This is a genomic window from Paractinoplanes ovalisporus (assembly GCF_016834655.1).
Taxonomy (GTDB): domain Bacteria; phylum Actinomycetota; class Actinomycetes; order Mycobacteriales; family Micromonosporaceae; genus Actinoplanes; species Actinoplanes ovalisporus.
This window is the reverse complement of record NZ_JAENHP010000008.1, coordinates 84,124-109,901: the sequence shown is the minus strand read 5'-3', so window position 1 is coordinate 109,901 and position 25,778 is coordinate 84,124. Positions and strand designations below refer to the sequence as shown.

Annotated in this window: 18 protein-coding genes; 7 read left to right on the top strand and 11 right to left on the bottom strand. The window is 70.7% G+C overall.

Translation table 11 applies throughout. The features are described from left to right. Nucleotides 1-14: 14 nt before the first annotated feature. From JIG36_RS24745 to JIG36_RS24725, 5 genes are all read right to left on the bottom strand, one after another. Nucleotides 15-1,160, bottom strand: a complete 1,146-nt coding sequence (locus JIG36_RS24745) for a hypothetical protein (protein ID WP_203378785.1) — start codon at nucleotides 1,158-1,160, stop codon at nucleotides 15-17. Further along, a complete protein-coding gene (locus tag JIG36_RS24740; RefSeq protein WP_203378784.1) occupies nucleotides 1,157-1,669 on the bottom strand; it encodes a SigE family RNA polymerase sigma factor in 513 nt (170 codons plus the stop codon). Before JIG36_RS24740 ends, JIG36_RS24745 begins: the two co-directional genes overlap by 4 nt. Before the next feature lie 59 nt (nucleotides 1,670-1,728). Beyond that, entirely contained in the window at nucleotides 1,729-2,586 is an 858-nt protein-coding gene (locus tag JIG36_RS24735) for an SGNH/GDSL hydrolase family protein (protein WP_203378783.1), read from the bottom strand. Nucleotides 2,587-3,068: 482 nt separating this feature from the next. Further along, nucleotides 3,069-3,401, bottom strand: coding sequence for a hypothetical protein (locus JIG36_RS24730; RefSeq protein ID WP_203378782.1), 333 nt, complete (start codon nucleotides 3,399-3,401; stop codon nucleotides 3,069-3,071). Between the two features lie 1,019 nt (nucleotides 3,402-4,420). After that, nucleotides 4,421-7,765: a CARDB domain-containing protein gene (locus tag JIG36_RS24725; protein WP_203378781.1), complete on the bottom strand. Its 3,345-nt coding sequence runs from the start codon at nucleotides 7,763-7,765 to the stop codon at nucleotides 4,421-4,423. Between the two features lie 202 nt (nucleotides 7,766-7,967). Here JIG36_RS24725 and JIG36_RS24720 point away from each other — a divergent pair, with 202 nt between their 5' ends. Further along, the gene (locus tag JIG36_RS24720) at nucleotides 7,968-9,257 is read left to right on the top strand and encodes an MFS transporter (protein ID WP_203378780.1); all 1,290 of its coding nucleotides are present in this window, start codon (nucleotides 7,968-7,970) and stop codon (nucleotides 9,255-9,257) included. A gap of 3 nt (nucleotides 9,258-9,260) precedes the next feature. Here JIG36_RS24720 and JIG36_RS24715 read toward each other — a convergent pair whose 3' ends face one another. The 3 genes from JIG36_RS24715 to JIG36_RS24705 form a co-directional block, all read right to left on the bottom strand. Further along, a complete protein-coding gene (locus JIG36_RS24715; protein WP_203378779.1) occupies nucleotides 9,261-11,045 on the bottom strand; it encodes a hypothetical protein in 1,785 nt (594 codons plus the stop codon). Nucleotides 11,046-11,174: 129 nt separating this feature from the next. Continuing rightward, a complete protein-coding gene (locus JIG36_RS24710; RefSeq protein ID WP_203378778.1) occupies nucleotides 11,175-12,623 on the bottom strand; it encodes a GGDEF domain-containing protein in 1,449 nt (482 codons plus the stop codon). A 47-nt stretch (nucleotides 12,624-12,670) separates the two neighbouring features. After that, nucleotides 12,671-14,140: a sialidase family protein gene (locus tag JIG36_RS24705; protein WP_203378777.1), complete on the bottom strand. Its 1,470-nt coding sequence runs from the start codon at nucleotides 14,138-14,140 to the stop codon at nucleotides 12,671-12,673. Nucleotides 14,141-14,228: 88 nt separating this feature from the next. Here JIG36_RS24705 and JIG36_RS24700 point away from each other — a divergent pair, with 88 nt between their 5' ends. The 6 genes from JIG36_RS24700 to JIG36_RS24675 are packed head-to-tail and all read left to right on the top strand — an operon-like array spanning nucleotide 14,229 to nucleotide 18,237. Beyond that, on the top strand, nucleotides 14,229-14,828 hold the full coding sequence (locus tag JIG36_RS24700; RefSeq protein WP_203378776.1) for a GH12 family glycosyl hydrolase domain-containing protein: 600 nt from the start codon (nucleotides 14,229-14,231) through the stop codon (nucleotides 14,826-14,828). Beyond that, the gene (locus JIG36_RS24695; RefSeq protein WP_203378775.1) at nucleotides 14,818-15,426 is read left to right on the top strand and encodes a hypothetical protein; all 609 of its coding nucleotides are present in this window, start codon (nucleotides 14,818-14,820) and stop codon (nucleotides 15,424-15,426) included. The genes JIG36_RS24700 and JIG36_RS24695 overlap by 11 nt, the downstream gene beginning before the upstream one ends. After that, complete coding sequence (locus tag JIG36_RS24690) at nucleotides 15,389-16,102, top strand: DUF429 domain-containing protein (RefSeq protein WP_203378774.1); 714 nt, start codon at nucleotides 15,389-15,391, stop codon at nucleotides 16,100-16,102. The genes JIG36_RS24695 and JIG36_RS24690 overlap by 38 nt, the downstream gene beginning before the upstream one ends. 9 nt (nucleotides 16,103-16,111) lie before the next feature. After that, nucleotides 16,112-16,996: an ADP-ribosylglycohydrolase family protein gene (locus JIG36_RS24685; RefSeq protein WP_203378773.1), complete on the top strand. Its 885-nt coding sequence runs from the start codon at nucleotides 16,112-16,114 to the stop codon at nucleotides 16,994-16,996. 7 nt (nucleotides 16,997-17,003) lie between these two features. Then, nucleotides 17,004-17,798: a helix-turn-helix domain-containing protein gene (locus JIG36_RS54180; protein ID WP_203378772.1), complete on the top strand. Its 795-nt coding sequence runs from the start codon at nucleotides 17,004-17,006 to the stop codon at nucleotides 17,796-17,798. A 34-nt stretch (nucleotides 17,799-17,832) separates the two neighbouring features. Continuing rightward, the gene (locus JIG36_RS24675; RefSeq protein ID WP_203378771.1) at nucleotides 17,833-18,237 is read left to right on the top strand and encodes an SRPBCC family protein; all 405 of its coding nucleotides are present in this window, start codon (nucleotides 17,833-17,835) and stop codon (nucleotides 18,235-18,237) included. Here JIG36_RS24675 and JIG36_RS24670 read toward each other — a convergent pair. The 3 genes from JIG36_RS24670 to JIG36_RS24660 are packed head-to-tail and all read right to left on the bottom strand — an operon-like array spanning nucleotide 18,212 to nucleotide 25,610. Then, entirely contained in the window at nucleotides 18,212-23,032 is a 4,821-nt protein-coding gene (locus JIG36_RS24670; protein WP_203378770.1) for a DNA repair ATPase, read from the bottom strand. The two genes, JIG36_RS24675 and JIG36_RS24670, sit on opposite strands and share 26 nt — an antisense overlap. Next, complete coding sequence (locus JIG36_RS24665; RefSeq protein WP_203378769.1) at nucleotides 23,029-25,026, bottom strand: SPFH domain-containing protein; 1,998 nt, start codon at nucleotides 25,024-25,026, stop codon at nucleotides 23,029-23,031. The genes JIG36_RS24670 and JIG36_RS24665 overlap by 4 nt, the downstream gene beginning before the upstream one ends. Next, nucleotides 25,026-25,610, bottom strand: coding sequence for a hypothetical protein (locus JIG36_RS24660; RefSeq protein ID WP_203378768.1), 585 nt, complete (start codon nucleotides 25,608-25,610; stop codon nucleotides 25,026-25,028). The genes JIG36_RS24665 and JIG36_RS24660 overlap by 1 nt, the downstream gene beginning before the upstream one ends. Between the last annotated feature and the right edge of the window lie 168 nt (nucleotides 25,611-25,778).

Here is a 25,778-nt window from a genome sequence, read left to right as displayed (position 1 = left end):
CGTCGCTGCTTTTCTCAGCACTTCCACGTGCGCGGGGTCGTCGGTCCGTCGTTGCTCGCGTCCTGGGCGACTCCGACGATCAGGCCCGTGTTGGCCACGGCCCGCGCCGAGGTCTCCTGACCCTTCGGCGCCGGAAGGCCGACCACTTTGCCGTCGCGGATCAGCTTGCCCGAGGCCACCACCAGCTGGTCCCGGTTGACCGAGTCGCCGGGCCCGTCCCCGTCGAGCTTGGTGACGGCGCCGGTCTTCAGGTTCCACAGGGCCGGCTTGCCGCTGCCGGTGGCCGGCCACAGACCGCCGGTGGCCCAGTCGCCCTCGGCCGCGTACGCGACCGACCGCATTCCGGCCGGTGCGGCCAGCTTGCGGCCGTGGCCGGTGCGGTCCCAGACGTACGCGTCCCGTCCTTCGCCGTTCACGAAGCTGCCGCCCACGATCATGCCGTCGTCGGTGATGTCGTAGACGTTGGCCTCCTCGGGCAGCGGCAGCTTGACCGCGGTGGTCGAGCCGGCCGCCCAGAACAGCGCGATGCTGTCCTCACCCTCGATCTTGCCGTCGGGCTCGGCGTTGATGACGATGTCGCCGGCGGCGTTCATCATCGGCCACGGGTAGATGTGCCAGTCCCCGGGCGGCGTCTTCAAACGCGTGTAGCGGCCGTTCTCGTACCGGAACGCGTATTCGAGGTTCCCCTCGGTGGCCAGCCCCGCCACCACGCCGCTCGCGTTGACCGTGGTCAGCTGCACCGACTTCTCCACCTGCGGCAACCGTTTCGGCACGCCGTCGGTCCACAGGATCGGCTTGAAGTTCTGCCCCGAGAAGTCGTGCCCGATGATGTAGCGCCCGGAGGGGTCGACGCCCTCGGCGGTGGCCTCCTTGGCGCCCTTCGGCATGGCCAGCGCCGTCATCTGGCAGTTCTTCTTCACCGGCGTCACCGAGTCGGCCACGTAGGCCGGCGCCGGTGGTGCGGCATCCGGTTCCCTCATCACGACCGGCACCGCCACCACGACGCCGGTCGCGAGCGCGACCCCGCCCGCCGCCTGCCACGAGCGGCGGCGAAAGACCTGGCGCCGGCCCGCATCCAGCATGGTTTCCGCCTCGAGACGGCTGGGCGGCGCGATGATCCGCTCCAGCCGGTTCCGCAGCTGCTGTTCCTCGTCGTTCACGACCGCTCCCTTTCGACCACCGGTGCCATGGCTCCACGGAGAGTGGCCAGCCCACGCGCGCACTGACTCTTGACGTTGCCGGTCGAGCAGCCCAGCGCCTCGGCCGTCTGCTCGACGGTCAGGTCGCCGAAGTAGCGCAGCACCACCACGGCCCGCTGCCCCTTCGGCAGCCCCCGCAGCGCGGCCGCCAGCGCGTCCCGCTCCCCGAACCCGTCGTCGGCCGCCGGAACCGCCTCCGCCGTGTCGGGCACGTGGTTGCCCAGCAGCACCCGCGACCACCGGCGGCGGCGCTCGTCCAGATAACGCCGCACCATGATCCGGTGGACGTACCCGTCGAGGTTGTCCGCCGCCGCGGCCTTACGCCAGTTCACGTACAGCGCCGTGAGTGTGGCCTGCACGATGTCGTCGGCCTGGTGCCCGTCCGAGCACAGCATGTACGCCAGTCGATGCAGACGCGACAGCCGCCCCCGCACGTAGTCGACGTAATCCCGGTCCTCGTCGGCCCGCATCCGGTCCCTCCCCGTCCTGTTGCCTGTATGTCGGCGCCGGGGTCGTGAAGGGTTGCAGCCTATTTGAATCCGTACGTCAGATCGGCCAGCTCGGCCTGCCCCTCGGCGTTCGGGTGGAAGAAGTCGATCTGGTTCACGAGGTCGAGGCTGAACCCGCTCTCGTGCACGTCATCGTCCCAGCGGCAGCGGCTCCCGTACGCCTCGCACGCCTCGGCCAGCTCCGCGTTGTAGTCGTTGATCCGCGCCCGCACCTCCCGGCGCCGCTGGTCGTCCGCCTCGTCGGTGGACCCCGGGTCGGCCAGCATCGAGGGGCATGTGCCGAACCGCTTCCACGCCCGTACGGCCTGCTCGTCCTTGCGCCCCTGCTGCCAGAGCCGATAGACGTCCGGAATGCTCGCGACCATCACGTTCGCTTTCGGCAGCCCTTTCTTGAGCCGGTCCAGCCCCTTGTCGACCCGGCTGCGAAAGGTGGTCACCGAGGTCATCGCGGTGGTGCTGCCCGCGCAGGCGTCGTTGGCTCCGATCAGGACCGTGACATATTGCGCCTTCATGTCCACGGCCCGCGCCGCCTGCCCCGCCAGATCCCCCGCCCGCGCCCCCGGCTTCGCGAAGTTGCTCGCCTTGCCTTTGATCCGCGGGTTCTTGGCCAGGATCCGCCGATAGTGGCTGTCCACAGCCTTGGCACTCCCGGTGGCCCACGAGTTGCGCTCACAAGCGATGAACGCCCCACAACTCCCGTACCCCACCGTGATCGAATCCCCGAGAGCCGCCATCGACGACGGATAGCCCTTGGGCGGCGCTCCCGGCGGCTCCGGATCGCCGCCTCCGCCGCCGCCCGCTCCACCTGCTCCCGCTTCGCAGGCCAGCGCGAACACCGCCAGTACGGCCATGGTGACAACATGCCAGCGGCGAACCATCAACCCTCCAAAGTCACGGGGTGCAACCATTCCGGCACGATATGTCATCGCCGGGCTTCGCGGGGTGCCACCTTCTTGGAGAAACCCTGATCCCGTACTCGGAGAAACTCTGATCTCGTATTTGGAGAAACGCCGGATCTCGTACGGGACAGCCCCGGCACCAACCGCACCGATCAGGAACCCGCCGTCCCTCGCGACCGGGTGCCACACCGGTCCGTAACGCGGCCGCCGGCCGTAGCGTCCGGTCACCCACGACGCGCCCTCTTCCGGGTCCACGCCCGCCGCGGCAGGGTTCCCCGAGGCGGTGCCGCGCCGTTCTGGCGGCCGTCGCTACGCCGGACGCTCCTGACCGCGTTCCCCGGTGCTTGTCGCGGCGTCCGTCGTTCTGACCGTGCTTCCCGCGTCTCGCCGTGCAGCTCGCGTCCGCCGGCCCCATCAGCGGGTCGCACTCTCCCGTCGGCTGGCGTGGCCCATCGCGCCTGCTAGGAGTGCTGCGGCTCCTCCAGGCGGAAGTCACTTTCGAACACGCCATACTCCGCCGGCTCCACCCAGCAACTGAACCAGCGGCCCGGCAAACTCGATTCATCGACGCCGAGCTGGAAGGCCAGTATGGCCGCATCCGTCCGGCGCACTTTCGCCTCCGGATCCGGCTCGCGGAAGTGGGCGACCCCGCCGCGCTTGGTGACGACGAAGTAGACGACCCTCTCGCCGTGCGTCGCCTCGGCCACGTGGGGCATCCCGCAGATCCCGCAGAGCGATTCGGGGTCATGTCGCGTCATCGGGCAGAACTCCAGCGGGTTGTGGGTGGAACGCATTTGGTGCACGCGGCTGGCGCGGTGAAATCATATTGCTCGGCAGGTGGCCGGTTGCCGCTGTGCCGGTTGGGTACGCGACCTGCTCGTGGCTCTGGCGGTTCGTCCGGCCACGTCCGGCGCGGCGGCGGATCCCCCTCCCGGCAGACCGCCGCCGCACCACCATGTGCCCGCCGTTATCCACATTCCTGAGTTATCCACAGGGCTTCCGCAAAGATCCCCGCGAAGCGTCACCATTGGCGGCGGCAGGAGAGACCCGGGAGCAGAGGAGGTCCACGACTGGGCGAAAGCCGTTCGAGCTGAGGGCGATTCCGTAGGCGGACGTTGCGCGCGGCGCGGGAGGTAGAGCGGTGCCGGGACGCTGAGGTACGGCCGCGCTGTGGGAGGGCCGCGCTGTGTGGTGGCGCGTTGCCGGGAGGCCGCGCTGCGCTGCGGGGTGGTCGCGCGCTGGGGCGTCTGTGGTCGTGCTGGGCGGTGGCGGCGCTGTGGAGGGCCACGCTGGGCGGTGGCGCGCTGCCGGAATGCCGGGGCTGCGTTGCGGGGTGGTCGCGTGGGGAAGTCGGCGGTCGTCCTGGACGGTGACGGCACTGTGGACGGGCCGCGCTGTGCGGTGGCGCGCTGCCGGAGGGCCAAGCTGTGGGGCGTCCGCGGTCGTGCTGGGCAGTGGACGTTGGCGTGGAATGGTCGCGGGACGTCTGCGCTCGCGTGGGGCGGTGCGAGATGGTCGCGCTTTGGCCGTGCCGGGCGGTGGGCTGCGCTGCGGGGAGGCCGCGCCCCGCTTTGTGAGGTCGGTTCTGCGGGATGGCTGGGAGCGGAGGGTGGGGGCGGGGCGGGGGACGTTGCGCCGGCGGAACTACCGGTCCGACCCCCGGCGAGCAGGGCGGCCAAGCCGGCGGCGCCGCTGGGGAATCACCACAGCATCGGCCGACTGAGCGCGGGGCGGGTTGGGTGGCGCTCGGGAAATGGTGCTGGGCGGAAAGGGCGGTGCCCCGCGAGGACGCGAGGCACCGCCGGGGTGCGGGTCAGCTGCCGGAGATGGTGAACTGGGAACCGGGCTGGATGACGATGTTGCCGTCGGCTGAGTTGGTGATGGTCACGTTGGTGAGGACGGCGTTGCCGCGGGCGCCGCTCATGGCCAGGATTCCGGCGCCGTTGTTCGACTTGTCGATGCGTACGTTGGTCACGGCCACGTTCGGCATGTTGCCGCCTCCCGTTTTGAACTGGATGCCGTCGTACGTGGAATCCAGGATCTCGGTGTCGCGGATCGTCACACCGGTGATGTCCTTGCCGGACGGGAAGAGCGTGATCGCGCCGAACTCCTGGTCCTCGTTCCAGAAGACGCCGCCCGCCCGGTAGAGACCGTTGTTGGCCAGCAGCGTCGTCCCGCCGAACGGCAGCGGGTCGTGGTCGGTGGCCAGCATGATGCCGGGGTAGTTCATGGTGTCGTAGATGAGGTTGTTCTCGGCCGAGTTGTTCGACCCTCCGTAGATCGCGATGCCGTTCGCCCGCCACGGCAACTGCACCGTGTTGTTGACGAAGTGGTTGTTGGAAGCGGCATCGGCCGACGTGTCCTTGACGCGCGGGTTCGCCCACACCGCCAGGGAGTCGTCACCGGTCGTACGGAAAGTGGAATTGAAGACCCGCGAGTTGCGTGTGCCGTTGCTGAAGTTGATGCCGTCCGCGTACGTGTTCCGGATGCGCATGCCGCTGAACTCGAGCCCGTCGCCCGGGTTCCAGTAGGCGGGCGTGTCCGAGTAGTCGCGGCCGACCCAGGCGCCGACGTTGACGTGCTCGATCCACACGTTGCTGATCTTCGTGTTCCTGCCGAGCCGGCCGTTGATGCCGTGGCCGCGGTTGGCCCGGTTCGTGGTCATGCCGAAGATGGCCAGGTCGGAGATCTGCGTGTTGTCGTCGATGTCGAAGCCGACGTTGCCCTCGTGCGGGTGGTTGATGTTGCCGACCACGTTCTGCGGCTCGGTGTTCGTGGAGAGCTGCGTGTGCCACATGCCGGCGCCGCGGATCACCACGTTCCGGATGCCCTTCTGGTTCCACTGGCCCCGGTTCGGGTCGGGCGAGAGGATCTTCTGCTCCTGCCGCCACTGCCCGGCCGGGATCCACACGCAGGAGATCACGCCGTTCTCGTCGTCGGTCACCGCCCGCTGGATCGCGGCGGTGTCGTCGATGCCGTCGTTCGGCACCGCGCCGTAGTTCGTGATCGACACACAGCCGGCGGGCTGCGACAGCGCCGGGGCCACCTGCTCCAGGTCGATCATGTCGATGATGTAGAACGACGCCGAGTCGCCCGAGTCCCGCTGCAGCTTGAAGCGGGTTCCGGCCGGGTACGACGTGGACAGCAGCGCGTGCGACTCGTCGAACAGCCGCCGCGCGTCGGCCGACGGTGTGTTCGACAACGACTCGGTGTCGTCGGTCGTGCCGTACAGCCAGCTGTTGCGCGACGACAAGGTCAGCTTCTGCACGAACTGGTCGTTGGCGTAGAGGCTGATCGTGGCGTTCTGCCCGCCGCCGCCCGGAGCGTCCGGGATCGAGTTGCGGACGACGATCGAGTTGGCCTGGTTGATCGAGGTGAACTCGACGAACTGGCCGGTGCTGTTCAGGCGCACCGATTTGCGGCCCGACGACTCGGTGCCGAAGTTGGTGTGCCCGAAGGTGCGCAGCGCGTCGGCCTCGACCAGGGTGCCTTGATAGCGGGCGGCCTCGGCCTCGTACGACACGTACGGTGTCGCCGCTCCTCGTCCGACCACGATTGATTGCGTACGGGAATTGTTGTTCTCGTTCGTCTCGGCGACCACGTTGGTGGCGTCGGCCGTGGCCGTCACCGTGGCGCCGCCGCTGGTCGCCGTCCACGGGCCGACGTTGACCGTCACCGTGGCGCCGGCCGCGACCGCGCCCGTGTTCGCGTTGAGGGTCGTGCTGCCGGCGACCACGCGGGTGACGCTGGCCGCCGCCGCGCTGGTGCCCCGGTTGTTCACGGCGACCGCGAACGTGACCGAGGCGCCCGCTGCCGGATTGGCCGGATTCGGCGTCACGCTGAGAATCTGCAGGTCCGGGCCGGGAGCCTGGGCCACGACCAGGGCCGACGGCGAGGTCAGCGAATTGTTGGAGTTGTCGGTTTCGGCAACGGTGTCGGCCGGGTCGACGACGGCGGACACCTGGTAGCTACCCTGCCCGCGCCGGCCCGCGTTCACGGTCACGGTCGTCGAGGCGCCCGCGGCCAGGGCACCCACCGAAGCGCTGCCCACGGTGTTACCCGCCAGCCGTACGTCGAGAGTGGTCGCCGCCGCGGCCGCGCTGCCCTGATTGCGTACGGAAGCCGTGATGTTGATCGTGGAGGTCTCGTCGGGCGTGGCCGGGGTCCAGGACAGGCCGGTCACGATCAGGTCCGGGTTCGGCGCCCACGACCCGAGAACCTGCAGCTCCGCCACCTGACCGCCCGGGGCGCCGGTGTTGCTGAAGAACTGCAGCTGCAGGTCGGCGACCCGCCCCGTGACCGGGATGGTGACCGTGTTGCCGCTGCCGAACGCGTAGTCGGCGCGCGCCTTGAGCGACGTGAACGCCGACGCGCCCTGGGCCCGGCCCAGCACCTGGATGTTCTGGGTGCGCGGGCCCCACGCCGAGTCGGGGTTGAGCTTGACGACCACGCCGGTGACGTTGGCGTCGGCGCCCAGCTTGGCCGTCAGCGTGGCCGGGAAGCCGTTCGACTCCCAGTAGGTCGCCAGGTTGTTGTCGTTGGCGTTGGCCGCGACGAAGGTGAAGACGTTGTTGGACGCCTCCATCGTCTTGCCCGCGGCCAGGTTGGTGCCGGTCGGCGGGTCGGGATCCGGGTCCGGGTCCTGCCCCGCGACGCCGTAGACCTCGAGCTCGGACAGCTGCCCCGCGGGCCAGCCGGTGTTGGCGGTGATGTTGATGCGGACATACCGGACGGTGGCCGCGGTGAAGTCGATCGTGACGGTGTTGCCGCTGCCCGGGTTGAAGGTGCGGCCGGCGCTGGCCGACAGCGTGCTCCAGCTGGAGTTGTTCGTGCTGCCGAGCACGCTGAGCGTCTGCGTACGCGTGGCCCAGTCGGCCGGCGGCGGCAGCTTCAGCTTGACCTGGTCGATCGCGACGCTGCTGCCGAGGTCGACCTGCACCCACTGGGGGAAGGAGTTGTTCGGGCTCTCCCAGTAGGAGCCGGCATTGCCGTCGGTCACATTGCTTGCCACGTACGGGCCGTTGACGCCACTCGCCGTGGCGGTCTTCCCCTGGGCCAGGTTGGACCCGCCGGCGGCGTGTGCGGGGGTGGCGGAGATCCCGGCCGCGACCAGGGTGGTCGCCAGGATCCCGGTGATGAACCTTCTTCGCCCTCTCATGAAGCCCTCTTAGGTATGCGCGAGCGGGCCGCCGAGGTTCGGGGTCTCGGCGACCACTCCGGGGACGGGGGACGTCTGCCACAAATTTTCAACTTGTTGCCAAGTTTTTTCGTAGGCAGGGATTCAAGGTTTCAGATACATCACTGATAAGTCAACGGCTGATGTCGCGAGATTTCGCTGGGCGCGGGGTACCAGATAGGACGTGTGGGCTGTCGCGGCGTTGTGCCTGATCCAGTTCGTCGACGTGATGGGCGTGACCGTGGTCGTCACGACGTTGCCGGCGATGCTGAACGACGTCGGCGCGGCTCCGGAGGACAGCGCGATCGTGGCCACCGGCTACGCGATGTTCTTCGGCGGCCTGCTGATGTTCGGGGCCCGGCTGGGCGACCGCTTCGGGCATCGGCGGTGCATCCTCGGCAGCCTGGTCACGTTCGCCGGCGGTTCGGTGCTCACCGCCGCCGCCAGTTCGGTGCCGATGCTGACCGCGGGCCGATGCGTGCAGGGCGCGGCCGCGGCCGTGGCGGTGCCGTCCGCGCTGCGGCTGCTGACCACGATCGCCCGGGACGAGCGGCAGCGGGCCCGCGCGGTGGCCGCCTGGAGCGCCGCGGGCGCGGCGGCCGGAGCGTCCGGCTTCGTGGTCGGCGGGTTCGTGTCGGCCGCCGGCAGCTGGCGACTGATCTTCTGGGGTCTGCTGGCCGTCTCCGCCCTGCTGGCCGTGGCCGTGGTGACCCTCATTCCCGCCGGTTCACCGGCCACCGAGCGTCCCGCGCTCAACCTGGCCGGAGCCCTGCTGCTGACCGCGGCCGTCATGCTCGCGGTCGTCGGTGCCACCGCCGGGCTGCTCGTCCTGGGTGTGGCGGCCATCGTCGCCGGGGTTCTGTTCGTGGTCGCCGACCGGCGTTCACCGGCCCCGATGCTTCCGCCCGACCTGGTGCGCCGGCCCACCGTGCGCCGCGGGGCCGGCGGCTCGTTCTTCAACACCGCGACCACCAGCGGTGTCGCCACGCTCATCACGCTCTATCTGCAGACCACCCTGAGCCGTACGCCCCTGGAAGCGGCCGCCACCCTGCTGCCGCTGAGCCTGGCCGTCATCCCCGGTTCGGCCCTGGCCGCACGGCTCATCGTGCGGCGCCCCACCGAGCGCGTCGCCGCGGCCGGGCTCGCGGTGATCGCCGTCGGGGTGGCCGCCCCGTTGCTCGACCCGAGCGCGCCGGTCCTGCTCGGCGCGGGGATGGCGGTCACCGGTCTCGGCCTGGGGCTGGCCTCGGTCGCGGCCACCTCGCTGGCCACCGACGTGCCCGAGGGCCCGCGCGCGACGGCGGCCGGTCTCGCGAACACCGCCGCCCAGCTCGGCACGGCGATCGGAACGGCCGCGTTGCTGCTGCTGGCCGCCGCGACGACCGACCTGTTGGCCTGGGGCGCGGCGGCCGTGGTGGCGCTGGCCGCGGCGGCCGCGCTGGGCCGGGCGCGCAGAGACGGGCGGAACGACTGAGCCTCAGCCCTGGCGCCGATGCTCGCGTACGAACGTGTGGGTCGGGGGCATCGGGTGGTAGACGACGCCGGCGTCGTACGCGGAGTCGCGATGCAGCGCGACCTGCTCGTCCGAGGCCTGCGCACCGTCCGGCAGCCTCCGCAGGAACCCGGCGACCAGGTGCCCGCCACGCGGGTGGTGCGGACCGTGGCCCGTACCGGCCGGGCCGGCCTCGCGGACCTGAGGCGCGAACCGCACCAGCCGCAGCCGCCGCTGCCCGGCCCGCGCCGGATAGGCCGGACGGCCCGCCGGGTCGACGCTGCCCTCGACCAGATCGAGCGAGCCCAGCTTCGGCACCGTCGCGACGACCGCGTCCTCCAACCGGGCCGGCATGCCGAGCCTGCGGCAGTTGGCGAGCAGCGCGCTCTCGGGCAGCACGGCGCTTCCATCGGGGCTGAGATGACCCAGTTTCCGGACCGTACGCATGATCCAGCTGCCCGGGGTGAGGTCGGGGATCTCGCTGTTCTGGTCGGCGCCCGGCACCCGTTCCCGGGTGACCACCAACGGGTCGTACTCGTCCCAATAGACCGTGTCGTCGATGCTCACGGGCTGGTCGAGAGGCGTGGTGCTCGCCTCCACGACCGCGCTGCCCCGGGCCCACACGAACGTGACGAGCACCCCGGCCCGGATCGTGCGGGGCCAGCGGATGCCGCTGAGTTCCCACTCGCCGCCACGCCGGCGCAGGGTCACCGTCTGCGCGGCCGAATCGGGAAACTGGACCAGCAGGCCGCGCTCCCTGACACGTCCCGGCATCGGCCCGTCCGGCAGCGGACACCACCCGCCGTCGACATGCAGCTGGTAGAGAACCGCTCGCCATTTCCGTCGGCGCTGGCCGAGCCACCACGCCTGCTCGCGCTCGTCGTCCGGCCCCACGAGATCCTGGTCGGCTCGCATGCCGGCGCGTAGCTCGGTGAGGGCGAACTCCGCCCGGAGGCCCTGGGCGCAGGCGAACGCGTGGTCGCGAATCGTCCGGCGGAGCAACCGGATCCGCTGGATACCTCCCGGGCTGTCGGCCGGGTTCCCGAGCGCGGCGTGGTACGCGCGGTCCCGCCGGTCCTTCAACGTCTTCGTCGCCTGGACGGCCAGTCCGGCCCATCGTTCGACCAGAGCCGGATGGTGCACGGGAAGGTCGCCACGGTTCGAGACCAGCAGCTGCACGAACTGGGCGTCATCGAGATCGAGAAACCTACGTACCTCATCCGGAATCTCTCCCGGGAAGCTGAACCTCTCGGCGAGCTGATCATGCCGGGCGGTCCAGGCATCCCTGGACTCCTGCGAGTTGTCGCCCAGTTCGTCGCTGAGGAGCTCGAGATCCAGCGTCTCGCGACCCATCACGGTCTCGATCAGAAGCTCGCCCCAGACCATCATCTCGGCATAGAGCTGCACCACGGCCAGCCACTCGATGGGCAGTGCCGCCAGAGCCCGAGACTCCTCGTCGCTGAGCTCTTCGGCTTCGGTGGCGGCACGCACCACCCGGGCCAGGGCGTGGAGGTGGAGGCCGGGGTCGATCGGCTCGCCCGGGCGCGGGAGCCGGCCCGGCTCGTCGTCCATCGCCGACATCTCGCCGTAGCAGCCGTTGCACAACAGCCGGGACCAGTCGTCGTCGACGGTGGTCACCAGCTTCGAGCGCTTCGGCCCACGGCAGCGGCTGCAATCGAACGAGACAACGGTGGTCAGCTTGTGCTGCCGCAGCGAGCCGATGGGTTCGTACGGCTGAAGGATGGTCCAGTCGGTGGGCTTGGCCGTCATCGGTCTCCACAACGGAATGAGGTGTTCCGCCGGCGACGCTACGGATTGCCGGGCGACCGCGAAGCCGCCCGTCCGTTCATGATCAATTGGCCGATGGGCCGGTGTACCCGGCCGCCGGAAGGATGGGGTTCAGGCCTTCAAGCCGGTGAGCGGGCGGAGCTCGGCCATGCCGGTCTCGTAGTGGACGATCTCGCTGCCGGGGTGGTCCTTGGCCGCGTACATGGCGATGTCGGCCTGGCGCAGCAGCTCGCCCGCGTCCGTGCCGTGGCCGGTGGTGACGCCGAAGCTCGTGCCGATCGGCAGGGTGCGGCCGTCCACCTCGATCGGCTCGGCCAGCGCGGCCATCATGCGGCGCACCACCTCGTCGGCGTCGGCGGCCGATGAGCCGGGCAGGACGATCACGAACTCGTCGCCGCCCAGGCGGGCCACCGTGTCGCCGTCGCGGGCGGCCGCGGCCAGGCGGCGGCCGACCTCGATGAGCAACTGGTCGCCGGCGTCGTGGCCCAGGGTGTCGTTGATCTGTTTGAAGCCGTCGAGGTCGAGCAGCGCCACCGCCACCGGGCCGTCGTGCAGGTCGCCCAGGCGCCGCTGGAACAGGGCCCGGTTGGGCAGGCCGGTCAGCGCGTCGTGGGTGGCGCTGTGGTCGAGGCGGCGTACCAGCCGGCCGTTGTCGATCAGGGCGGTCAGCTGGCGGACCGCGACCAGGGCGGTGACCAGCGCCGACGCCACCACCAGGGCGAGATCGTCGTCGAAGGTGCCGTTGGCGGCCACGGCGACCAGCAGGGCCTGGACGGCGATCACCGCGGCGTACGGGGCGAGGCTGAACGGGCGGTCGGGACGGGCCTGGTAGACGTGTTTCGCCGTGACCTGCTTGCGGGCGGCCAGCACGGCCACGAAGAAGCAGGTCGGATTGCCCACCACCGAGGTGAGCAGGTGCGGGTTCTCGATCAGCGGCTGGGCGATGGGGGCCAGCGTGCCGACGAACACGGCCGCGGCGAGCAGCCGCAGCGAGGTGCCGTCGACAAACCGCTGACCGGAGAGCACGACCTTCATCACCGAGAACACCGCGATCATGCCGGTGACGGTGAGGATCAGCGAGGCGATCGGGTCGGGCAGGTGACGCATCTGGAAGTGCCAGAGGAAGGCGGCCGCGGCCAGCATGACCGTGCCCGCGTCGAGCAGCAGCCGCAGCCGGGCGCCGGGGCGCTGGTCGCCGATCGGGAGCCGGAGCAGGGCGTACACGATGAACAGCTGGGCCACGCCGGCGCCGGCGATCATCACGGGTGGGGTGTGGCTGCCGCCGACATCGGGGTGCTGCCACACGTCGTACCCCTGGCTCGCGAGCCCGACGGTGGCGGCGACCGCGGCGTACGACAGACGGCGCCAGAAGTCACGGGCGGGCTGGGCGAGGCTCTTGGTGCGCGAGGTCCGCCACAGCGCCCCCGCGAGCACCGCGCCGGCCGCGAGGGTCGGCAGCCAGTGCAGGATCGACGGCCCGGCCGGCTGGGTCAGGCCGATCCCGAACCAGAGGGCCGCGATGGCCGCGATCAGCCCGGACACGCCGGCGTACTTCCCCATGACGGCCCCTATCGGCCGGTGGGGAGCCGAGGTGAGGAGATGGCGACTCAGACGTACGGGAAATTCTGGGGCGGAAGTCCGTTGCAGTCCCAGAGCTGCAACCGCGTCCCGTTGGCGGTCGCCCCACCGGGCGAGTCGAGGCACCGCCCCGAGTTCGGGTTGATCAGCGAGCCGTCGCCCCGGCGCAGCCACTGCTGGGCCGGCGAGCCGTTGCAGTCCCAGATCTGGATCTTCGTGCCGCCCGCGGTGGCAGCGTTCGGCACGTCGAGGCAGCGGCCCATCGCACCGATCGAGCCGTCGGTCCGCAGCGTCCATTGCTGCACCGGCGCGTTGTTGCACGACCACAGCTGCACCGCCGCGCCGTTGAATCCGCCGCCGCCCGCCACGTCGACGCAGGTCCCGCCGATCGCGCTGAAGCGACCGGTGCGTTCAGCCGTCGGAGGCAGAAGAGCTTCCCCCGCGTACGCCCGGCAGCCCGCCCCGCCGTCGTCGGTGGTCACCTGCAGCACCGCGTTGCCGTCGACGCTCGGCGCCAGGGCCGGGCTGTAGTTGGGGCACACGCCGGCCCGCGCCCCGGGCACCGCGACCGGCGTGGGCACGACCGTCCACGGCCCTGACCCGGTTCCCGAGAACATCGCCCGCCCGTTGACCGCCGCGTCGCTCCCGTCGGCGTTGCGCACCCGCTGCCCGATCAGCAGCACCCGCCCGGCCGCGGCCAGCGCGAGCGTCGGCGTCGCGGTCAGGTAGCGCCCGTCCGCGGTCTGCACGAGCGGGTCCAGCCGCGCCGGGTCGCCCCAGCTCACCCCGTCGTTGGACCAGCGCGAACGCACGGCACAGTCGTACTGGCCGCCGAAACCGCAGACCTCGTACGCGAGCAGGTAGCGCCCGTCGGGCAGGCGGCGCACCGCGGGCATGCCCGGCCGGTGTCCCGCCTGCGGCCCGGTGACCACCGGCGTCCGCGCCGACCAGCTCAGCCCGTCGTTCGAGATCGACTGCACGAGCACCTGGCTGCGGCCCGGTTGACTCTCGTCGGCGAAGAGCACGACCAGACGCCCGTACGCGTCGACGGCGAACTCGGGCTCCCACAGCCCACCGGCGTTGTCCGAACGCGCGATCGTGGCCAGGAACCGCCAGTTGCGCCCGGCGTCGTTGCTGGCCCAGAGCCGCACCGACATGCGCCGGGCCGCGCCGCCGTCCTGACCGACGCTGCCCGCCCACAGCAGCGTGCCCGTGGGCAGGGCGCCGATCGGGCGGGGCAACTGGAAGAGCGTCGCGCAGCAGAGCCCGGCGCGGGCCTCGGGGTCGGCGACCGTGCCGACCCGCTGGTAGCCGTCGTAGATGGCGCCGACCGGGCCGCCGGCCGGGAACTGGGTGACCGAGATCAGCGTGCGGCCGTCGGCCAGCCGGACGGCCCGCGGATACATCGCGGTGTCGGCGCCCACCGGCTGACCCGTGGCTGCGGCGGCCGGCGTGGCGAGCAGCGCCACCATGACCAGAGCGAGGAGGACAGCTTTCATGAGGGGATGGCCACCGCCGTTCTGAGAGCGTGCCCAGATGTTTCGAAAATGATAGCCATCAATGTACGTGGTATTACACGCTGCGACGATGCGTACATTTCTGGTCGGCCTGCGGGTTGCCAGCGGGCTGCCGGTGCGCGTACGGGACCTCGGTGATCCTCGCGCGACGTTCACCATCACGACTGCGGATTCGGGGGAGTGGGACGCGGCCTTCGACCTGTGGTTCGACGCGCCGGCCAACCCGCCCGGCCAGAACTACGGCGCCGAACTCATGATCTGGACCAACCACCGCGGCCGCCCGCAGCCGATCGGCTCCCGCGTGGGCCCGGTGAACCTCGAGGGCGGCACCTGGGACGTCTGGATCGGCAACATCGGGTGGAACGTCATCTCGTACGTCCGGACGACGCCCGCCAACACCATGGCCAACTTCAGCGTGAAGGCGTTCACCAGCGACGCCGTCGGCCGGGGACAGATCGACCCGGCCTGGTTCATGACCAGCGGGCAGGCCGGTTTCGAGCCCCCGGTGCAGCAGTGGACCTGCCTCAACAACGGCGCCCAGCAATGGCAGCAAACCAACGGCAACCTACGCAACCCGCAGTCGAACTGCTGCCTGGACGCCGACCCATGGGGCACAACAAACGGCACGCGCCTTCCGGCTCGTCATTGTTCTCGATCAGGTGCCCGATGAACTGGTTCAGCTCGTCGGCTATTTCGAATTGCTGACCGATCGCGTGATGGTGGACCTGCTCACCATTTCGTCGTACGAGGTCGGCGATTCGAGGGTCCTGGTGCCGCAGCGCATCGACCCCGGAAATCGGCTCGCCGAACTGACTGCCGCCGAGGCGAGTGCTCGTGAAGCGAAGGCGCTGCGACCGGGATCGCAGGAGTCCCGTGCCGCCATGGCCGAGGCACCCGCAGCCGTCCGGACGTGGCTCGAGCCCCTGGTGCACTGGGCCGAAGGTCTGGAAAAGCGGGGGCTGATCGCTTTGGCCAGCTATCGGGGCAAGAACCAGATCACGACGCTCCTTCCGCGCTTCCGCCACGTGAAGGCCGGGCTTGTCACCGTCGTTCTCAACGCGACCGGGGCGGCGCTGCAGTTCCAGCCCAGCGTCTTCCGGAAGTGGGCGCCGGACAGCATCGCCGTTGTGGAGGGGCTGCTCGGTGCGAGACTGACGAACGGCAAGCGGATCACTGAGGTGCCGGACGGACTCCTGGCCGCTCTGACGTCTGCGTACGAGGAGGCAACGGGTGCTGACGTTGGGGGTGGACCTGGCCTCGGCGGATGAGCGGACCGCGATGGCGCGGCTGGAATGGGCGGGCGGGGCTGCCGTCGTACGGGAAATGCGCCTTGGGGTTTCTGACGAGGAATTGCTGGACGCTGTTCGTGAGGTCGACAAGGCCGGATTGGACTGCCCGCTCGGGTGGCCGTCCGCCTTTGTCGACTTTGTTGCGGCGCAGCGGAAAGGGCACTCGACGCCGGTGGCGGCCGATGCGGCGTGGCGGCGGACGCTTGCCTATCGGGTGACGGATCAGGCCGTACGGAAGGAAGCCGGCCTCAATCCGCTCAGTGTTTCCGCCGACCGGATCGCCTATGTGGCGTTTCGTGGCGCCAATCTGCTCGCGCATCTGGGGATCGAGGATCGTAGCGGCGCAGGTGTGGTGGTCGAGGTCTATCCGGCGGCGTCGTTGCGGCGGTGGGGGCTGACCCATCGCGGCTACAAGACCGATGGGCACGGCGCACTGCTCGACGAACTGCTCGCTGCCGCGCCTTGGCTTGACCTCGGGCCGTACGGGGAACTCTGCCGCACCAGCCACGACGCGTTCGACGCGGTCATCGCCGCGCTGGCCGCCCGGGCCGCGGCTCTGGGACGGTTCGTTCCGCCCGCGCCGGAGCAACGCGAGGCCGCCCGTGTCGAAGGGTGGATCGCACTCCCCACCGGCGACCTGAACGACCTGCGGTAACGTGCGCCGATGACGATCGCGGCGGCCCGGGGCTGCATTCTCGGACTGCTGCTGGGCGACGCCCTCGGCGCCGCAAAAGAAGGCGCCGCAACAAAGACAGCAGGCGCCGCAACCAAAGCGACCTCCGCGGGACAACTCGCCTGCTTCACGGTCGAGGGGATCATCCGGGCGAGTGTCCGGGCCTCCCACCACGGCGGCATCAGCCACCCGCCCGGCGTGGTGTGGAACGCCTACCTGCGGTGGGCCACGATTCAGGGCATTCCGGGGGTTCCGGCCCGTGATAAGAACGGCTGGCTGGCCCACGTGCCCGCCCTGGCCGAGCGCCGCGGCTCGGCGCCCGCGACCGTCGCCGCCCTCCAAGGCATCACGGAGAGAACCAGCACGGGAGCCCACGCCCTGACCCGGACCTTGCCCGCGGGCCTGGTCGCGCTGTGGGGAATGGACGCGGCCCGCCTCGCTCACGGGATCGCCGCCACTACTCACGCCGACGAGGCGGCCGACGTCGCGGCCATGGGCGCAACCGCCGTCGCCGCGCTGGCGCAGGGCCGTAAGGTCGAGATCGACCTGCCGGAGAAGAAGGACGAACGGGCCGTCTCCGCGCTGGCCGGCGGCATAGCGATCCTCCGCGCGTTCCCGCGGCCCGACCAGGTCCGCGACGCTCTCGTCGCCGCCGTCGCGAAGGGGCCGCACGTCGCCACGGTCGCGGGTGCGCTGCTGGGGACGGCCCACGGCGTGGACGCCCTCCCGGTCGACTGGGTCTCCCGCCTCGAACTGGCCTGGGTCGGCGACGTTCTGGCCCGCGATCTGGTGGCCGAGTTCGAGGAGCATCCGTCCGGAAGCGAGTACGAGCCGGCCCCGGACGGCCGCTGGTGGAACCGATACCCGGGCGGGTGACGACGGCGTGGAGTTCACGTACGAGGAGCGGCGGCCGCCGGCGTTGGCGCGGTTCGTCGAGTCGGTCTGGTACGCGCGGGGCCGCATCGACTACCGCCGGGAACGGATCGCGCCGACCGGGTCGACCGTCGCCGTGGTTGTGCTCGGTGACCCGATCCAGGTGGTGGCCGGCGACGGGCCCCCGCTGGTCGCTCGCGAGGGCTTTCTCATCGGGCCCCACGACCGGCCCGTGATCAACGAGCCGCTGGGGGAGACCCACTGCTTCGGCGTCGTCACCACCCCGGTCGGGTGCGGCGCTCTTTTCGGGGTGCGGCCTTCCTCCGTACGCGGGAAGGTCGTTGATCTGATGACAGCGTGGCCCGGCGCGGTGGCGCTGCGGACGGCGGGCTCGCTCGACGATGTCGAGAAGGCTCTGGTCCCTGGCCCGCCCGGTCCGGCGCTGCGACGGTGTGAGGCGGCCGTGCACGCGCTCGAAGCCGACCCGCTGCGGCCGATCGCCGGGCTCGCGGCCGAACTGAACGTCTCCCACGGGCATCTCGACCGCGAGTTCACCGAGATCGTCGGGCTGGCGCCGCGGGCACTGTCGCGGATCCTGCGGCTACGGGCGCTGCTGGCCGCGATCGACGTCTACGCGCCGGTCGACTGGCCGGGCCTGGCCGCCGCGTACGGCTGGTTCGACCAGAGCCACTTCATCCGCGACTTCCGCCGGCACACCGGCGTGACCCCGTCCGCCTATGTCAAGGCTCAGCGCGCCGCGTTCACCCCCGACCAGGCGGCACCCGGCTTCACCCCGGAGATGTGAAATCTGTCCAAGACCGGGTCGTGAAGATAAAGGCGTGACCACTGCTTTCACCGCCTCCGCGACCGTCGACCGCCCCGCCGGCGAGGTGTGGGCCCGGCTGACCGACTGGCCCGCCGCCCCGGCCTGGATGTCCGGTGTGGAGAGCATCCACGTCTCGGGTGACGACCTGACCTTCCGGGCCCGCGGCCGCGACCGCACGGCCCGGGTCGAGGTGGTCGAACCCGGCCGTACGGTCGTCGTGCACTCGGCCCAGGGCGGCGTGACCGCCGCCTACACCTACACCTGCGTGCCCGAGGGCGGGGGCACGCGGGTCACCCTGACCGCCGACTGCCGGGTCGGCGGCGTATGGCGTCCGTTCGCCGGCCTGCTGCGGGCCGCGATCCGCAAGGCCGACGGCGGGCAACCGGCCGCGCTCAAACGGGTGGTCGAACGCCGTTGACCTCGCGGATGGCCGACTCGATCTCGCGGACCCGATCGGCCAGCAGACCCACCGCGCCCACCGCCCGCACCATCGGGTCGTCGTCGGCTCCGCCCAGGGCCTGCTCGCGCCGATAGGCCGCCTTGACCTCGTCCCAGCGTGACGCCTGGTCGGGGGTCAGCCGGTCGCGCAGCGACGCCAGCTTGAGCAGGTTGGCCTCGGCGCCCGCGGCCAGCGTCTGGGCCTCGCCCAGGTAGTGGTCGTCGATCACCGTCTCGAGCTCGTCCTCGTTCATCGCCGGGACGATGCGTTCGGCCAGCTTGTTCATGTTGCGGTAGGAGCCCTGCAGCTTGAACGGCGGCTCGGTGCGGGCCGCGTCCGACTGCGCCGCCGAGGCGATGTACGCCTGGTTGTTGCGCAGCACCACCCGCTGCGCCCGTTTCATCTTGCGCAACACCGACAGCACCTGCTCGAGCTCGGCCGCCGAGTAGGGGTAGGACAACCGGTCCGCCCGTACGGAATCATCGCCGTCGGCCAGACGCATGAGCAGCGGCAGATCCGCCCGGTCCCGCCCGGCCAGCGGAGCCAGCGTCGTGTTCGAGGTGAGCGCGTTCTCCAGATAGGACAACTCGAACAGGTCCTCGCGGCCGGCCAGCACGTCACCCAGGTTCCACACGTCGGCCCGGTTGGCCAGCATGTCCGGCACCCGGAAACGGCGGCCGGTCTCGGTGTACGGGTTGCCGGCCATGCACACCGCGAACCGCTTGCCCCGCAGGTCGTAGGTGCGGGTCCGGCCGTCCCAGACACCCTCCATGCGGCGCTGGGCGTCGCACAGCGAGATGAACTTCTGCAGCAGTTCCGGGTTGGTGTGCTGGATGTCGTCGAGGTAGAGCAGCACGTTGTTGCCCATCTGCAGGGCGAACGAGATCTTCTCCACCTCCTGCCGCGCGGTCGCGTCGGGTGCGTCGGCCGGGTCGAGCGAGGTCACGCCGTGCCCCAGCGCGGGCCCGTTGACCTTCACGAAGATCAGCCCGAGCCGGTCCGCCACGTACTCCATCAGCGTGGTCTTGCCATAGCCGGGCGGCGAGATCAGCAGCAGCAGGCCGGACTGGTCGGTGCGTTTGCCGTCGCCGGTCGCGCCCAGCTGCCGGGCCAGGTTGTCGCCGATCAGCGGCAGATACACCTCGTCGAGCAGGCGGTTGCGCACGAACGCGGTCATCACCCGCGGCTTGAACTCGTCGAGCCGCAGCCGGTCGCGTTCGGCGGCGGCCAGGGCGGCCCGCTGCTTCTGATAGGCGCGATAGGCGGGCATCCGGGAGACCCGCAGTTCCCGCGTACGGGCGAGGAAATCGTCCAGCCTCACGGTCAACGTGCCGTCGCTGATGCGCGGATGCACACCCAGCAGCCCGGTCACCGTCTCGCTGAGCGAAGCCGACACGTCGTAGCGGGTGAGGCCGGTCAGCTCGACCGCGACCGCCTCGACCACGTCGGCGGGGTCGCCGGCGTCCGGCTTGGCGGCCCGGAAGGCGCTCAGCCACGCGTGCACCAGTTGCCGCCGCGCCTCCAGGTCGTCCTCGAGCGCGCGCAGGTCGGCCGCGTACTGCCGGCCGGCCGGTGACTGCGGCCCGCCCAGCTCGCGGTGGAAACGGTCGAGCAGGGTGCGCGCCCCGGCGCTGGTGGCGAACCCGTCCGGGGCCGCGGCCAGCTCCTCGGCCAGATATTCGCCGCCCGGTCCCAGCTCGGCGCAGAGCTCGTCCCAGGCCAGGCCGGCCGAGCCGAACATCTCCCGCAGCCGGGCCAGCGAGGCGGCCCGCAACGTCCATTGGGTCCGCTGTTCCGGTGTGGTGCCGAAGGCCCAGAAGAGCTGCGCCTCGGCTCGTATCTTCGGCTCGTAGCGCAGCAGCCCGGCCCCGGCGTGCAGGCGGATCAGCGCGGCCAGGATCAGGGCCGCGTCGGCGTCGTGCACCCCCCGCTCGTACCCCTCGTCGTAGCGGGCCTCGGCCCCCCGCCGCACCAGGTCGCGCAGGGTGTCGTCGGCGAGCGCACCCGGGTTCTCCGCGAAGATCGCCGCGGCCAGGTGCTCACCCCGGTAGACGTGCTCGGTCTCGGAGACCAGCACCTGGTTCCAGAACGGCTTGGTGGCCAGGAAGGCGTCGTCGCGGATCGGTCCCCGGTAGTCGGTGCCGGTGATCGCGAAGGCCAGTTCACCCGCGTGCGGCACCAGGCTCAGGTCGATGGCGCTGGTGTTGACCGCGAACGTGTGCCGGCCCAGCCGGATCGTGCGGCCGCCGTCGGCGTAGAGGTCCTGCCGGTCGCGCAGGGTGCGGCCGGCGTCCTGTCGCGCGGCCTTGAGCTGACCGTCCAACTCCTCGGCGCGGACGCTGTCGCCCAGCTCCCGCAGGTCGGCCGTGATCGAGCGCAGCTTGGCGACCATCGGGTCGGTCGCGAAGTACGTGTTGACCTGGTCGGTGTCGGTGAGGGCACCGACCCGGCGGCGCACGGTGTCGAGGATGCGGCGGGCCGAGTCGGCGAGCCGGTCGGCCCGGCGGGCCTGCTCGTCCAGCAGGGCCTGGCGGCGGCCGGAGATCGCCTCGTACACCTCGGTGCGCTTGGCCCCGAGCTGCTCGGCGAAGTCGTCGTAGTCGCCGAACCGGGTTTCCAGCGTCTCGATCTGGGTCATCAACCGGGCCAGGTGCTCGTCGCACCTCTCCGGCGTGTCGGCGGCGGCCAGCGCACCGCTGACCGCCTGCCCGAACAGCGCGAACTCGGCCGCGAACTCGGCCCGGCCCTCGCTCGCGGCCAGCTCGCGGCGCCGGCCGTCGACGGTGGCCCGGGCCCGGTTCAGCCCGCCCAGCACCGTGCCCAGGCGTTCCAGGATCCCGACCCGCACGGTCGCGTCGGCGATGTCGAGCCCGCCGATCACCTCGGTGACCGCCTGCAGCCCGTCGAACTGCTCGGCGATGCGGGCGGTGACCGGCTCGGCCTCGGCCGTGGTGGTGATCGCGCCGGCCGAGGCGACCAGGTCGTCCACGGTGGATTCGTAGTCGGCGAACGCGTCCGGCCGCTGCAGGTGCTCGACCGCGCGGCGGGCGGTGTCGTCGACCGCGGTGGTGAGCTCGGCGTCCACGGCGTCGATCCGCGTGAGGTCGGCGTATCGCATCTCGCGCAGCCCGGCCAGCCGGCCCTGCTCCTGGCGCAGTCCACCCAGCTGGGCGACCCAGCCACCGGTGGTGGTCGGGTTCTCGGCCCGGGTCTTGCCGATCAGCGAGGTCGCCGACGCCTCGGCCGCGGCCACCGCGTCGGCCGCCTGCCCGGTCAGCACCTGCACCGACTCGAACTCGTCGAGCACCTGCTCGGCCGTGGAGCGCACCTCGGCCAGCGGCTCGCCCAGGTTCTCGAGCTCGGCGTCGGCCAGCCAGTGGTAGCTGTCCGACACCCGGGTGCAGGCCGCGATGATGGCCTCGAAGACCGGCCCGGACGGGCTCATCTCGTCGACCATGCGGGTCACCGCGAGCGCGTCGGCGATGCCCCGCACCAGGTCGGCGTTGCCGATCCGGTCGAGCGGGCCGGTGCCGACCGGTCGGGTCGCGGCGAACGTGTCGGACTCGTACGGCGTCTGCCAGACCTGCATCGGGTGCACGCGGCTGGGTTCGTCGGTGGTCGTGCGGAAGACCACCAGGGTGCCGTCGTCGAACAGCGAGTAGCCGTGGCCGCCGATCGGGGTGGCGACCTCCTTGCGGATCACGTTGTACGGCAGCAGCAGGTAGCGTCCGGCGGCGCGGGCGTGGAAGACGTACAGGACGTCCTCGCCGTTGACCGAGTGGATCGCGCGCTCGTACTCGAGCTCGGTGGTGTCGGCGTCGAAGGTCTTGGCGGCGCCGGTGGCCAGGTAGTAGCCGCCGGGGAAGATGATGCCCTGGTCGTCCGGCAGGCGCCGGCAGGCCTGGCCGATCCCGTCGATGCGGCGGATGTCGTGGGTGCGGGTGTTGAAGACCAGAAAGCGATAGACCGTTTCCTGGTACGGGAGGACGCGTAACAGGATGAGCGGGCCGACCCGCGCGTACGAGATCTCCGCGTCGGCCAGACTCTGCAGCGGCTCGTCCACCGGCTCGGAGAAGATGCCCTGCCCGTCCTCGGTGTTGTTCTCCACCTTGACCGTCAGCGAGCCGCCGACCGCCTCGACGAACACCTCGTCCTCGATCGAGACGTGCGGGTGCCGGCCCAGCACGTGCTGCTCGCGGCCGGTGACGGTCCACTCGAAGTCGTGCTGAGGCGGGAAGACGTGGTCGCGCTCGCCCCGGTTGTCCAGGTAGGACACCGTGCCGTCGGTGCCGACCCGCCAGCGCAGCACCTTGAGGTCGTCGCCGCGGGCGCCGGTCTGGAACACGGCCAGCAGCAGGCTCTCGATCCGCCGCAGCTGCAGCAGCTTGGTCTGCTTGTAGTAGCGGTAGAGCTCGGCGAAGTCGCGCTCGAACCCCGGGTCGTCGAGCAGCCCGGGCAGCGTGGCCGGCTCGAACGTCTTGCCGTTGAACCGGTGCACCGCGAACACGTCGGCGACCGACGTCTCGGTCTTGAGGCCGATGAACACGTTGTAGCCGAACAGCATGACGCCGCCGACCTGCGCGATGTCCCGCGGCACACAGTTGTTCTCGGTGCGCACCCGGTCGGTGTGCAGCAGCGTGGTCTGACGCCCGCCGAACGTGGAGATCCGTCGGGCGTTCAGGGCCTCCGCGCGGCCGGCCAGTTCGCGCGCACGCGCACCGAGCCGGCCGCGCAGCACCTCGTAGGTGCCGGCGTCGATCGTCTCCGCGGTCACCGGGCCGCCGGCACCTTTCCGTCGGCGATACCCATCCGCTCGGCCGCGGCCAGCAGCTCACGCAGCTTGCCGGCGTCCTGGCCGCCGTTCTTGATCTGCTGGGTGAGGAAGGCGGCCAGGCTCACGTTGGCCACGTCCGAGGTGGACACCGAGCCGACCACGCGGCCCAGGTCGTCGGCGAAGTTGGCCGACCCGTCCAGATAGCGGGCGCCCAGGCCCTGAGCCACGGTCGAGTTCTCGACGAAGCCGTCGACGCTCTTGCCCAGCGCGATCGAGCCGATCAGCTTGTCGAAGAACATCGAGTCGCCGCCGACGATGTCGATGTCGGCCTTCTCCAGTCCGGCCGACAGGACCATGGCCTGCGCCTCGGCGACCTCGCGGTGCACGTTGATGCCGGCCAGACGGACCTCTTTCTCCATCTCCAGCCGCAGGCGGTATTCCTCGTGCTCGCGGGTGGCGTCGTCCAGCGCCGCCATCGCGCCCGCCTTCTCCTGCAGACCCTCGGCCTCGCCCTTCAGCTTCTCGCGGATCGCCTCGGCCGCGACCAGCGCCTTCTCGCGCTCGACGGCGGCCTCGGCCCGGCCCGTCTTCTCGATCGCGTCGGCGCTGCGCTCGCGCACCAGCACGTCGGCCAGGCCGGCGGCGGCCGCCTCGGCCTGCGTGCCCTCGGCCAGGCGGATCTTCGACCGGGCGTCGAGTTCGGCCGCCTGCTGGCGGGCCTCGGCCAGGAGGACTTCCTCACGGGCCTTGAACTTCGCCGCGGCCTCGGCCGCCTCGGCGGCCTTGATGTCCTTGACCAGGGCCTCCTGCGCCTCGGCCTCGGCCTGGATGACCACGGCCTGGCGCGTACGCTCGGCCTCCTCGACCGTACGCAGGCGCTTGATGTTCTCTTCCTGCTCGGCCACCGTCTTCTCGACCGCGATGCGCTCCCGGATCACCTCGGCCATGGCCCGCTTCTCGGCCTCGACCTCCTTGTCCTTGGCGATCGTGGACAGCTCGGTCTCGCGGTCGCGGCCGATCACCTCGAGCATCCGGTCCTTCTCGATGCGCTCGGTCTCGATCGCGATGACCCGCTCGCGGTTCTTCTCGGCCACCGCGATCTCGCGGCGCTTGTTCTCCTCCTGCACGCCGAGCTGCTGATCGGTCTTGATCAGGGCACCCTGGGCGCGCAGCCGCTCCTCGGCGTGGGCCAGGGCGATCTCGGCCTCCTCGCGGGCCCGCATGGTCTCGATCTCGCGGCGCTGCTTGATCTCGGCGTCGGTCTGCCGGCGCTCCAGCTCGAGGATGGCCTCCCGCGCGTCCACGTTCTGGCGGGTGATCTCCTTCTCCTCGTTGCGCCGGTAGTCGTTCGTGCGGACCGCCTCGATCGCGGTCAGCTCGGTGATCTTCCGGATGCCCTGCGCGTCCAGGATGTTCTTCGGGTCCATCGACCCCAGCGGCGTCTGCTCGAGGAAGTCGATCGCCGCGTCCTCCAGGCTGTAGCCGTTGAGGTCGGTGCCGATCACCTCGATGATCTGGTCGCGGAAGTCGTTGCGCCGGGTGTAGAGGTCGACGAAGTCGAGCTGCTTGCCGACCGTCTTGAGGGCCTCGGAGAACTTCGCGTTGAACAGCTCCTGCAGGGTCGACTCGCTGCTGGCGCGGTCGGTGCCGATGGCCTGGGCCACCTTGATGACGTCCTCGGTCGTCTTGTTGACCCGCACGAAGAACGTGATCCGGATGTCGGCCCGGATGTTGTCCTTACAGATCAGACCCTCACGCCCGGTGCGCGTGATCTCGATCGTCTTGACCGAGATGTCCATGATCTCGGCCTTGTGCAGCACGGGCAGCACCACGGCGCCGGTGAACGTCACATCGACGCGGCGGACCTTCGACACGATGAGGGCCTTGCCCTGCTCGACCTTGCGGAACATGCGGCTGATGAAGAACAGCACTCCGATGGCCACGAGCAGGACAACGGCGATGAGCACGCCGAACCCGGTGGAGACAACGTCCATCAAAGACCCTTCGTTGCGATGTCGGTGGGAACGACCCAGAAGAACTCGCCGTCCGGGTCGAAGTCGTAGAGGAGCGCCTCGGAACCGGCGCGCAGATCATCGGCCCCGGCCTGCCGGACCTGAACGATCGCCGACGAGCCGTCCGGAGCGTGCACCTCGGCCTGACCGAACGTGTCGGTGACCTTGCCGGTGCGGATGACACAGGTGAGCCCGACGAAGTCGGCGCGCGACGCGTCCGGGCCGTCGGGGAGCAGTTTGCGGATCGGGATGACCAGGAGCCGGGTGAGCACCCAGGCCACGACGAGCGCGGCGATCATGACGGCCCAGAGCGGGACCGGCCCGTGGAACTCGCCGCCGGCCAGGCTCGCGAACCAGGCGAAGGCGATCAGCAGAGACAGCGAGACCGGAGCCGGCACGCCGCCCAGCCCCGCGAAATCGAGCGGACCCTGGTCGCCGGCCTCGGAACCGGCCTCGGGGTCGGCGCCCCCGACGATGACCACGATCCAGTAGCCGACGACCACCACGAGCATCGGGGTGAAGAGAACGGTGGGAAAGCTCAGTGCAGCGTCGACAAACCCGCCCATGATCAGACCGCCCCCCGTCCCATGATCGTGATCTCATGGTGACAGCCCGCGTCCACCCGTCCGATCGCCCGGATATTCTCGGGCCTGACCAGGGGCGATGGCGACCCCGCATGCAGTTATTTCGCGAAACCGTCATATCCGTGGGGACCGGTCGGTCCGGTCGGCTGA

Excerpts from the sequence above, each read along its gene's own strand:
- JIG36_RS24730 (WP_203378782.1), bottom strand. The coding sequence starts at position 3,401 with ATGCGTTCCACCCACAACCCGCTGGAGTTCTGCCCGATGACGCGACAT.
- JIG36_RS24740 (WP_203378784.1), bottom strand. The coding sequence starts at position 1,669 with ATGCGGGCCGACGAGGACCGGGATTACGTCGACTACGTGCGGGGGCGG.
- JIG36_RS24710 (WP_203378778.1), bottom strand. The coding sequence starts at position 12,623 with ATGGGGAAGTACGCCGGCGTGTCCGGGCTGATCGCGGCCATCGCGGCC.
- JIG36_RS24660 (WP_203378768.1), bottom strand. The coding sequence starts at position 25,610 with ATGGGCGGGTTTGTCGACGCTGCACTGAGCTTTCCCACCGTTCTCTTC.
- JIG36_RS24665 (WP_203378769.1), bottom strand. The coding sequence starts at position 25,026 with ATGGACGTTGTCTCCACCGGGTTCGGCGTGCTCATCGCCGTTGTCCTG.
- JIG36_RS24685 (WP_203378773.1), top strand. The coding sequence starts at position 16,112 with ATGACGATCGCGGCGGCCCGGGGCTGCATTCTCGGACTGCTGCTGGGC.
- JIG36_RS24725 (WP_203378781.1), bottom strand. The coding sequence starts at position 7,765 with ATGAGAGGGCGAAGAAGGTTCATCACCGGGATCCTGGCGACCACCCTG.
- JIG36_RS24715 (WP_203378779.1), bottom strand. The coding sequence starts at position 11,045 with ATGACGGCCAAGCCCACCGACTGGACCATCCTTCAGCCGTACGAACCC.
- JIG36_RS24700 (WP_203378776.1), top strand. The coding sequence starts at position 14,229 with ATGCGTACATTTCTGGTCGGCCTGCGGGTTGCCAGCGGGCTGCCGGTG.
- JIG36_RS24705 (WP_203378777.1), bottom strand. The coding sequence starts at position 14,140 with ATGAAAGCTGTCCTCCTCGCTCTGGTCATGGTGGCGCTGCTCGCCACG.
- JIG36_RS24735 (WP_203378783.1), bottom strand. The coding sequence starts at position 2,586 with ATGGTTCGCCGCTGGCATGTTGTCACCATGGCCGTACTGGCGGTGTTC.